General features: G+C 52.3%; 10 protein-coding genes and 1 pseudogene. 4 read left to right on the plus strand and 7 right to left on the minus strand.

The features are described 5' to 3' along the window. A partial coding sequence (gene pptA, locus FDW94_RS16995) for a tautomerase PptA (RefSeq protein ID WP_137378039.1) occupies window positions 1–208 on the minus strand: 208 nt, incomplete at its 3' end. Window positions 209–242: 34 nt separating this feature from the next. Further along, window positions 243–1,247, minus strand: coding sequence for a LacI family DNA-binding transcriptional regulator (locus tag FDW94_RS17000; RefSeq protein WP_162623432.1), 1,005 nt, complete (start codon window positions 1,245–1,247; stop codon window positions 243–245). A gap of 319 nt (window positions 1,248–1,566) precedes the next feature. Between FDW94_RS17000 and FDW94_RS17005 the strand changes: the two genes are divergently transcribed. Together FDW94_RS17005 and FDW94_RS17010 are read left to right on the plus strand one after the other, a co-directional pair. After that, window positions 1,567–2,763 (plus strand): L-talarate/galactarate dehydratase, encoded by a 1,197-nt coding sequence (locus tag FDW94_RS17005; RefSeq protein ID WP_137377939.1) that lies wholly within the window; start codon window positions 1,567–1,569, stop codon window positions 2,761–2,763. Between the two features lie 74 nt (window positions 2,764–2,837). Then, window positions 2,838–4,148, plus strand: a complete 1,311-nt coding sequence (locus tag FDW94_RS17010) for an MFS transporter (protein WP_100272444.1) — start codon at window positions 2,838–2,840, stop codon at window positions 4,146–4,148. Window positions 4,149–4,217: 69 nt separating this feature from the next. On the opposite strand, the gene FDW94_RS17015 is transcribed toward FDW94_RS17010, so the two are convergent. Then, on the minus strand, window positions 4,218–4,835 hold the full coding sequence (locus tag FDW94_RS17015) for a glutathione S-transferase family protein (protein ID WP_071445649.1): 618 nt from the start codon (window positions 4,833–4,835) through the stop codon (window positions 4,218–4,220). 112 nt (window positions 4,836–4,947) lie between these two features. Between FDW94_RS17015 and FDW94_RS17020 the strand changes: the two genes are divergently transcribed. Then, on the plus strand, window positions 4,948–5,877 hold the full coding sequence (locus FDW94_RS17020; RefSeq protein ID WP_137377940.1) for a LysR family transcriptional regulator: 930 nt from the start codon (window positions 4,948–4,950) through the stop codon (window positions 5,875–5,877). An 89-nt stretch (window positions 5,878–5,966) separates the two neighbouring features. Then, window positions 5,967–6,956, plus strand: a complete 990-nt coding sequence (locus FDW94_RS17025) for a zinc-dependent alcohol dehydrogenase family protein (RefSeq protein WP_137377941.1) — start codon at window positions 5,967–5,969, stop codon at window positions 6,954–6,956. Between the two features lie 35 nt (window positions 6,957–6,991). On the opposite strand, the gene FDW94_RS17030 is transcribed toward FDW94_RS17025, so the two are convergent. The 4 genes and pseudogenes from FDW94_RS17030 to FDW94_RS24430 all read right to left on the minus strand — a co-directional run. Continuing rightward, entirely contained in the window at window positions 6,992–7,765 is a 774-nt protein-coding gene (locus FDW94_RS17030; protein ID WP_008784819.1) for an amino acid ABC transporter ATP-binding protein, read from the minus strand. Then, on the minus strand, window positions 7,749–8,675 hold the full coding sequence (locus FDW94_RS17035) for an amino acid ABC transporter permease (protein ID WP_008784820.1): 927 nt from the start codon (window positions 8,673–8,675) through the stop codon (window positions 7,749–7,751). Before FDW94_RS17035 ends, FDW94_RS17030 begins: the two co-directional genes overlap by 17 nt. A 9-nt stretch (window positions 8,676–8,684) precedes the next feature. After that, window positions 8,685–9,194 (minus strand): GNAT family N-acetyltransferase, encoded by a 510-nt coding sequence (locus FDW94_RS17040; RefSeq protein WP_003833076.1) that lies wholly within the window; start codon window positions 9,192–9,194, stop codon window positions 8,685–8,687. A gap of 10 nt (window positions 9,195–9,204) precedes the next feature. Further along, a pseudogene (locus tag FDW94_RS24430) lies at window positions 9,205–9,489 on the minus strand (ABC transporter substrate-binding protein); the annotation flags it as partial.

Genomic DNA, 9,489 nt, shown 5'->3' on the forward strand with positions numbered 1-9,489 from the left:
TTTTAATTAATCTCGCCATCTGCGGCGCAATTTCCTTATCCCACACGGCCTGCCACGCCTCTGGCTCAACTTCATTGAGCGCCACGCTGACTGAACTGTCTTTGCTTTGCAAATGACGAATAATAACCTCGGTAATATCCGCCGCCAGGGCGGTTTTCTGTTCGTCGGTAAGAGAGCGAGGAAAACATTTAATATCAACGTGCGGCATAGCAGATTCCTTATTGTTTTGGGTTGCAGGTAACTTATGCGGACTCTCGTTCAACCAGATGAAAACCGACATCAATAATATCGTCTTCACGCGGAATTTGTTCGATACGATCGGCAAGCAGTGAGGCAGCACGTTGCCCGATGGCCCGTCTGTCGACGCTGACGGTGGTGATGGCGGGCCGATTGCTGGCAGCAAAATCCAGATCGCCAAAACCGATTACCGCCAACTCTTGCGGCACGCGTATACCGCGACTTTCGGCCTCCATGATCGCCCCCTGGGCTAGCGTATCAGAGCTACAGACAATGACATCAAACTCGCGCTCCGCCAATAGCTGCGTTAATCCAGTGCGTCCCAATGCCAGAGAGGCCGGTAGCGGGACGTCCACCTGTGCGTCAGCCGCAATACCATGACGACTCAACGCATCGCACAGTCCTTGTTTACGCTGGCCTGCCCGGCGATCGGCAGTCCATAACAACCCCGGACGTCGATAGCCTTTATTCAGCAGATAGTCTGCCACCGCTTGCCCGACCTTTTCATGCGAAAAACCGACCAGCATATCGATGGGTGTTGGGGTTAAATCCCAGATTTCCACGACCGGGATGGCCGCATTAAGAATCACTTTTTTCAGCTCAGCGGTATGATGAATACCGGTGAGTACTACACCATCCGGGCGACGAGAAAGCAGCGTCGCCACCAGCTCCGCCTCTGTTTGCGGCGTATAACCCGACACGCAGAGCAAAATGTGGTATCCGCGTTCTGCCAGTTCATCACTTAATGACTGGATGGTATCGACAAACATATTGTTGTTAATTTGCGGAATAACCACGGCGATAAGCTTGCTGCGACGCGACGCCAGTCCCCCAGCCAGTGCGTTGGGAATATAGCCGGTGGCGCGCACCGCCTGCATCACTTTTTCAACCGTTTTCGGGCGCACCAGCTGCGGGGTATTCAACGCCCTGCTCACCGTCATGGGTGACAATCCCGCGGTACGGGCAACATCTTCCAGCGTGGGAGCGCGCGGTGGTTTGGGATTTTTCACTGTCGATGCCCTTGTCAAAAATCGCTGATTTATGCTGGCATTATTCATCATGATTTTGGCTATTGCCAGCGTTGCTCAGTGATAACGCAGGGAAAACAGCAGCTTAGTTAATTATCGCCACTCACAATGATAGCGCAATCACAATGATTTGTGCATTTCTCCATAAAGTACTGGAATGTGACGTCGTTTATAATTTACCACCCTTCTCTCTCTGAATTTGTGAGCAATTGTTCAAATCGCAGTCAATTCGCTGGCACAGTGATTGCGCTAACATTAAAAATGATAGCGCAATCATTTGTTATCACCAGGAGAGAACAATATGTCTTTAAGTGCCAATTCCGATGCCGTGACCTATGCAAAATCGGCTAACGCTAAAACCGTAGCAGAAACCGGTGACCGTATTGAATGGGTAAAACTGTCTCTGGCTTTCCTTCCTCTGGCAACCCCCGTGAGCGATGCCAAAGTGCTCACCGGTCGCCAGAAACCGCTAACTGAAGTCGCCATAATCATCGCCGAGATCCGCAGCCGCGACGGGTTTGAAGGTGTGGGATTTAGTTACTCCAAGCGGGCTGGCGGCCAGGGAATCTATGCGCATGCCAAAGAAATTGCCGATAACCTGTTAGGCGAAGACCCAAACGATATCGACAAGATCTACACCAAACTGCTGTGGGCGGGCGCTTCCGTGGGACGCAGTGGCATGGCGGTACAGGCCATCTCCCCTATCGATATCGCTTTATGGGATATGAAGGCCAAACGTGCAGGATTGCCGCTGGCAAAACTGCTTGGCGCGCATCGGGACTCCGTGCAGTGCTACAACACCTCCGGCGGATTCCTGCATACGCCGCTGGATCAGGTGCTAAAAAACGTGGTTATTTCCCGTGAAAACGGCATTGGTGGTATCAAACTCAAGGTTGGTCAGCCAAACTGCGCCGAGGATATTCGCCGCTTAACCGCGGTGCGTGAAGCGCTGGGGGATGACTTCCCGCTAATGGTCGATGCCAATCAGCAGTGGGATCGGGAAACCGCCATCCGTATGGGACGTAAAATGGAGCAGTTCAATCTAATCTGGATTGAAGAGCCGCTGGACGCCTACGATGTTGAAGGTCACGCCCAACTGGCCGCCGCGCTTGATACCCCGATTGCCACAGGTGAAATGCTGACCAGCTTCCGCGAACATGAACAGCTGATCCTCGGCAATGCCAGCGATTTTGTTCAGCCCGATGCACCGCGTGTGGGAGGGATTTCACCGTTCCTGAAAATTATGGACCTGGCGGCTAAACATGGTCGCAAACTGGCTCCGCACTTCGCTATGGAAGTTCACCTGCATCTGTCCGCTGCTTATCCGCTTGAGCCATGGCTGGAGCATTTCGAATGGCTGAACCCGTTATTTAACGAACAACTTGAGCTGCGCGATGGCCGGATGTGGGTTTCCGATCGTCACGGTCTGGGCTTCAGCATCAGCGAGCAGGCGCGCCGCTGGACGCAATTAACCTGCGAGTTTGGCAAACGTCCTTAATTAATTTGGCGGGTAAGCAATACCCGCCCTCCTCCCCTACAAAAACGCTCTCAACCTTATGAAAGGAGTGGGTGATGAACACAATAATAAAGCGTACAAAAGTGCGTTACGGCATTCTGATATTTCTGTTTCTTGCGACCGTATTTAATTACGCCGATCGCGCGACGTTATCCGTCGTGGCGCCGATTATGAGCAAAGAATTAGGTTTTGATCCTGAAGCAATGGGGCTGGCCTTTTCTGCCTTCGGTATTTCTTATGTCATTATGCAACTCCCCGGCGGCTGGCTGCTGGATCGCTATGGCTCGCGTCTGGTATACGGCTGCGCACTGATTGGCTGGTCGCTGGTCACTATGTTTCAGGGCACCATTTATCTGTACGCCAGCCCGCTTGTCGTATTGATTATCTTACGATTACTGATGGGTGCGATTGAAGCTCCGGCCTTTCCGGCCAACAGCCGATTAAGCGTGCAGTGGTTTCCTAATAACGAACGGGGCTTTGTTACCTCTGTCTATCAGGCCGCGCAATATATCTCGTTAGGGATTATTACGCCGCTAATGACGATTATTTTGCATAATCTCAGTTGGCACTTTGTGTTTTATTACATTGGGGCAATAGGCGTTATTCTTGGCATCTTCTGGTTGGTCAAAGTCAGAGACCCTATGCATCATCCAAAGGTGAACCAGCAGGAAATTGACTATATTCGGGAAGGCGGTGGTGAACCGTCGCTGGGTAATAAAAAAGAGCCACAGAAGGTTACCTTTGCGCAAATTAAAAGCGTCTGCGTCAACCGCATGATGATTGGCGTATATATCGGACAGTTCTGCGTGACATCAATTACCTGGTTCTTCCTGACCTGGTTCCCTACTTATCTGTATCAGGCGAAAGGCATGTCGATCCTCAAAGTGGGGTTTGTCGCCAGTATCCCTGCCATTGCCGGTTTTATCGGTGGATTATTAGGCGGTGTTTTCTCCGACTGGCTTTTAAAGCGCGGCTACAGCCTGACGATTGCCCGTAAGCTGCCGGTTATCTGCGGAATGCTGCTTTCCTGCGTCATCGTTATCGCCAACTACACCTCGTCAGAATTTGTGGTGATCGCGGCGATGAGTCTGGCGTTTTTCGCCAAAGGTTTTGGCAATCTGGGATGGTGCGTACTTAGCGATACCTCGCCAAAAGAAGTGCTCGGTATTGCAGGTGGCGTTTTCAATATGTGCGGCAATATGGCCAGTATCATCACGCCACTGGTGATCGGCATCATTCTGGCGAATACCCAGTCTTTTGATTACGCCATTCTGTACGTCGGTTCGATGGGGCTGATTGGTCTGATTTCTTATCTGTTTATCGTGGGTCCATTGGATCGTATTACGCTGACCCCTTCTGTCGCGTAATTTAAAACTTATGGCGATAGTTCGCCCGCTGTTCCGGGATTTGCACTCCTGCGGAACAGCGTTTTTTACTCAAATAATCTTATTGCTTTTCAGTACGGTACGCAGCCTCGGATGCTGACAAACCGCATCGGCGATGGCGCTAATATTCGGCGTGTTGTCCTGAAACCAGTCATGCCCTGGTCCCCAGGAGCGCATAACGGCAATGTAAATGTCCAGCAGTGTTAGCTGATCCCCAAATGCGTACGGCTCGGCGCTTAGCTGGTTGTTCAGCCACATATAGAGGGATTTACGGTACTCAATGCAGTTCTTTTTCAACTGCGCCGGGGCGTCCGGTACCCATCGGTCAGGATAATCGGCATAGGTAAACGTGGGATAGACATTTGCCACCAACCATATCAGCAGACGCTGAAACTGCTGGCGTTCGGCGTGTCCAACGGGTGGTGAAAGTTCGGGGCGACGATCGAGGATCATCAGCGCGATCGCCGCCGTTTCCGTCAACACGCTGCCATTTTCCAGTACCAGCGTGGGCACCTGGCATAGTGGATTCATTGTTTTAAGCAACTCCCGCGAAGGACCATCGCTGTCAAAACCGTCCACATCAATAAAACTGTAAGGGATCTCCGCCAGTGTGAGCATCACTTCACTGATGGCCGATCCCCAGCCCGGTACCCCATAGACCTTAATCATGCTGCAACCCCCAACGTTAAAACCCTAAGTGTAGAGCAGCATTCGGCAACCTATGCAGACATGATTATTACTTTCATAATAACAATGGTCGAATACCGGGAGAGAATAAGCAATGCATTCCAGTATGTTTGAATACATGAACATTTTTGTACAGGTTGTTGAGCAAGGTGGATTTGCCAGAGCCGCAGATGTGTTACACCTGCACCGCCCTGCGGTGACCAAAGCTATCCAACATCTTGAAGACGATCTGGGGTCAAAGTTGCTTAACCGCACGACTCGTAAAGTGAGTCTGACAGAAGAAGGTGATGCCTTTTACCAACGCACAAAAATCCTGCTCAGTGACGTTGATGACATCATGGCTTCTTTTTCACCTGCCCGCCCGCCGCGCGGAAAACTCAGGGTTAATGCACCTCTGTCGCTGGCGCACTCCGTGTTAGTTCCTGCGCTGAAAGATTTCCAGTCGCGATATCCTGACATCGAGATGGTACTCACCTCCACCGACCGTAGAATCGATATGCTTGCCGAAGGCATCGACTGCATGATCCGTATTGGCGAGCTACAAGACTCTTCCCTGATATCCAGGCGACTCGGTGAAGTAAAGATGGTGACCTGTGCGTCACCGGATTATTTGCAACAACATGGCGTACCGCAGACGCCAGAGGATTTATCCCGACACCAGGCGCTTAACTTTTTCAGCGAGCGTCACCGCGAAGCGCTGGAGTGGACCTTCGTCAATAAAGGTAAAACCGAATCGTTCACCCCCGCAGGGCGGATAAGCGTTGATAACTCCGATATTCTGTTGACCGGCTGCTTATCTGGACTCGGCATTATACGTGGCGTTCATGCTGTCCTTGCGCCCTATCTTCAGTCAGGCCAGCTTGTTGAGGTGCTGGCCGATTATACCGGAGAATCAAAACCAGTTTCGGTGCTTTACCCGGACAGACGTCATCTCGCCCCTCGGGTTCGGGTATTCATTGACTGGTTATGCGAACTTTTTAGCCAACAAAAACCGCGGCTTCAGGGATTATTACAAAATAAGTAATAGTGAAGTTCCGCAACAACGGTTTTTCACTCTCATCTGAGTCGTTAAATTGTGCAGACCCAATACAGAACAATTTACTGAGGTCTGCTATGTCTAAGGTCGTAGTTTTTAATCAAATTGGTGGCGCTGAAGTCCTGAAGATTCAGGAGATGCAGGTTCCCGCGCCTGATGCAAATGAGGTTCAGATCCGCGTGCGGGCTATTGGTATCAACCGTGCGGAAGTTATGTACCGCACCGGACAGTATATTTACCAACCTAATTTCCCGGCGCGACTGGGTTATGAAGCTGCCGGAGTCATTGAATCAGTGGGAGACAACGTACGTGAGTTTGCACCTGGCGATTACGTTAGCGTCATCCCGGCATTCAGCTTTCATCAATATGGAATGTATGGTGAAGTCGTTAATGCCCCCGCTCACGCGGTCGTAAAGCATCCACAAAACCTGAGCTTTACCGAGGCTGCTGCCAACTGGATGATGTATGTGACCGCTTTCGGTGCGCTGGTTGAATATGCGGATATTAAGCCCGGTGATAACGTGCTGATCAATGCTGCTTCCAGCAGCGTCGGACTGGCGGCAATTCAGATTGCTAACATGCGGGGAGCAAAACCGATTGCGATGACACGGACCAGTGAGAAACGTGATCAGTTGCTGCAACTGGGCGCGGCAGAGGTTATTGCAAGCCAGGAGCAGGATCTGGTGGCCGAGATTCAGCGGATTACTGAGGGTAAAGGAACCCGCGTGGTGTTCGATCCGGTCGGTGGCCCAGCGGTGGCAAAAATTGCCCAAGTGATGCCAGCCGGTGGGCTCTTTTTCCAGTATGGTTCGCTTGATTCACGTGACCTTTCTATCCCGGTCATTGAGATACTCGGTCGCCATCTGACCTTCCGCGGCTATGAAATTTTCGAAATCACCACGGACGCAGAAAAACTTGCGCGGGCGAAACGGTTTATCTTTGAAGGATTGCAGTCTGGCCAGCTCAAACCGCTGATTGATAAAACCTTTGCCTTTGATGATATCGTCGAAGCACATCAATACATGGAAGCCAACGGCCAGGTAGGCAAAATCGTCGTCACTCTGTAACCTCTGTGCGGCACAGCCTTGTGCCGCAATGTGTCTCAAAGCACTTTCGACAAAAACTGCTGAGTGCGCGTGTGGCGTGGATGATTCAGCACCTGCTCGCTGCTGCCCTGCTCGATGATTTTGCCATCGACCATAAACACCACCTGATCCGCCACTTCCCGGGCGAAGCCAATCTCATGCGTTACCACAACCAGCGTGGTTCCCGACTTCGCCAGCGCTTTAATGACATCCAGTACTTCACCGACCAGTTCAGGATCCAGTGCAGATGTAGGCTCATCAAACAGCATGACGCGCGGATTTAACGCCAGCGCACGGGCAATAGCGATACGCTGCTGCTGACCTCCGGATAAGTGGCGCGACCAGGCATCGGCTTTATTCCGTAACCCTACCGCATCAAGCAGAGTTAATGCCCGCTCGGTGGCGGTTTTACGCGTTGCCAGTCCGTGCGCAATGGGCGCTTCAATCAGATTCTCCAGAACCGTTAAGTGCGGGAACAGATTAAAGTTCTGGAACACATAGCCGACGTTAACACGCTGGCGCAAAATTTCCGCCTCTTTCAGCTCATATAGCTTGTCTCCCTGCCGACGATAGCCAATGTAATCGCCATCGATTTGAATAAACCCCTCATCGACGCGTTCCAGATGGTTGATGGTCCGCAAGAGTGTGGATTTCCCTGAACCGGACGGGCCAAGAATAACCGTTACCGTACCGGGAGGGATCTCCAGCGACACATTATCTAGCGCTTTGTGGCGACCAAAGTATTTGCTAACGCCGGTAATAGAAATATGGCCTTCAGGCGAGCGGGACATGGACGGCCTCCTGCTGTGGACGTTGACGACTGCGTTTTTCTGCACGACTCACCCGGGCTGTGTTGATCGCTGAACGTCGTTCGCTGCGTGCCAACGCACGTTCAACCAGGTGCTGAATTAACGACAGGACGCTGGTGATCACCAGATACCACACCGCACCCACCATCAGCAGCGGGATCACTTCCTGCGTGCGGTTATATATCATCTGGATGGTGTAGAACAGCTCCGGCATTGCCAGCACATATACCATCGCCGTCCCTTTCGCCAGGCTGATGATTTCATTGAATCCAGCAGGCAAAATGGTGCGCAGCGCCTGCGGCAGAATAATCCGCAGCGTACGTCGCCCTGCTGGTAAGCCCAGTGCTGCCGCTGCCTCGTACTGACCGTGATCGACCCCTAAAAATCCACCCCGAATAATTTCAGCGGTATAGGCGCTTTGCACCAGCGTCAGGCCAACCACCGCAGTGGAAAACTGACCGAGTACATTGATGGTCTCAAAACTTCCCCACTGAATGGGAGTGAACGGAATACCAATCGTCAACGTGTCGTACAGATAGGAGAAGTTGTACAAAACGATCAGCACCACAATCAGCGGTAACGAACGAAACAGCCAGATGTACCCCCATGCCAGACCGTTCAACAGCCAGGAAGATGAAAGCCGTGCCAACGCCAGCAGACCGCCGATGACAATACTCAACAGCGTCCCGATCAGCGTCAGTAACAGCGTTTGCCCGAGGCCGGACAAGATAACCGGATCAAAGAACCAGCGGGCAAACACGCTCCATTCCCAGCGCGGATTAAACGCCACGGACTGAAGAATTACCGCAAGGGCAAATAAGGCAATGACCGCGCCTACGGTACGCATGGGATAACGTGCCGGTACGACTCTAATGCTATCTGTCGTTTTCATTTTCTCTCCTCAGGCGATTCTGGCCTGACCGGCAATAGTCAGCAGTTTGGTAAAGCGCAGTCGTCCATCAAACGGCGGCAGGCTGTACTCTTCGGGATCGCGCGTCGTATCAAATTGCGGATCGTAGCCCTGGCTTAAATAAAGTCTGACGGCCTCCGGCTGGCGAAATCCCGTGGTCAGATAAATCCGGCTGTAGCCTGCGAGCAGCGCTCTACGTTCCAGTTCCTGCACCACCCGCGCCGCCAGCCCCTGCTGACGCAGGCTGCTTTTTGTCCAGATACGCTTAATCTCGGCGGTGTCCTTGTCGTAAGGTTTGTAAGCCCCGGTGGCGATAATTTCGCCGCGGCGCTCCAGTACCACAAAAAGTCCCTGCGGCGCCAGATACCATTCGGTCAGTTCCACTTCAGCGTCGCGAGAAAAGTAATCGCCATAGCGGGCGGCATATTCACCGAACAGACCGTTCAAAATGGGCTGCAGCTCGCTGGCTTCCGGTGAGAGCACGCGAAATTGATCGCTCACGATGACCTCCTTAGTCGCCTAAACCGGCCGGGTTGATTTCAGATTGTGGAATGCGTTCCACCCCTTCTCCCCAGCGATTCAGCACCTTGTCATAGTCGCCGTTGCCAATCACGCCGTTGAGGGCGGTTTGTACCGGCAGAACCAGGCCGCTGTCTTTTTTCAGCGTCACAGCGATATGTGCCGCTTTTGGCCAACCGCCATCAACGCTACCCACTAATTGCGTTTTACCGTTGAGTGCAGCTTTCCACGCGCCGATTACATTAGGACCGAAGTAGGCATCGGCGCGGCCCGACTG

It is taken from the genome of Citrobacter sp. wls757, from assembly GCF_005280935.1.
In the GTDB taxonomy this organism is placed as follows: domain Bacteria; phylum Pseudomonadota; class Gammaproteobacteria; order Enterobacterales; family Enterobacteriaceae; genus Citrobacter; species Citrobacter portucalensis.

What these genes read in the sequence shown, in the direction of transcription:
- FDW94_RS17030 (WP_008784819.1), bottom strand. Translation starts at nt 7,765, where the DNA reads ATGTCCCGCTCGCCTGAAGGCCATATTTCTATTACCGGCGTTAGCAAA.
- FDW94_RS17005 (WP_137377939.1), top strand. Translation starts at nt 1,567, where the DNA reads ATGTCTTTAAGTGCCAATTCCGATGCCGTGACCTATGCAAAATCGGCT.
- FDW94_RS17020 (WP_137377940.1), top strand. Translation starts at nt 4,948, where the DNA reads ATGCATTCCAGTATGTTTGAATACATGAACATTTTTGTACAGGTTGTT.
- FDW94_RS17015 (WP_071445649.1), bottom strand. Translation starts at nt 4,835, where the DNA reads ATGATTAAGGTCTATGGGGTACCGGGCTGGGGATCGGCCATCAGTGAA.
- FDW94_RS17025 (WP_137377941.1), top strand. Translation starts at nt 5,967, where the DNA reads ATGTCTAAGGTCGTAGTTTTTAATCAAATTGGTGGCGCTGAAGTCCTG.
- FDW94_RS17010 (WP_100272444.1), top strand. Translation starts at nt 2,838, where the DNA reads ATGAACACAATAATAAAGCGTACAAAAGTGCGTTACGGCATTCTGATA.
- FDW94_RS17035 (WP_008784820.1), bottom strand. Translation starts at nt 8,675, where the DNA reads ATGAAAACGACAGATAGCATTAGAGTCGTACCGGCACGTTATCCCATG.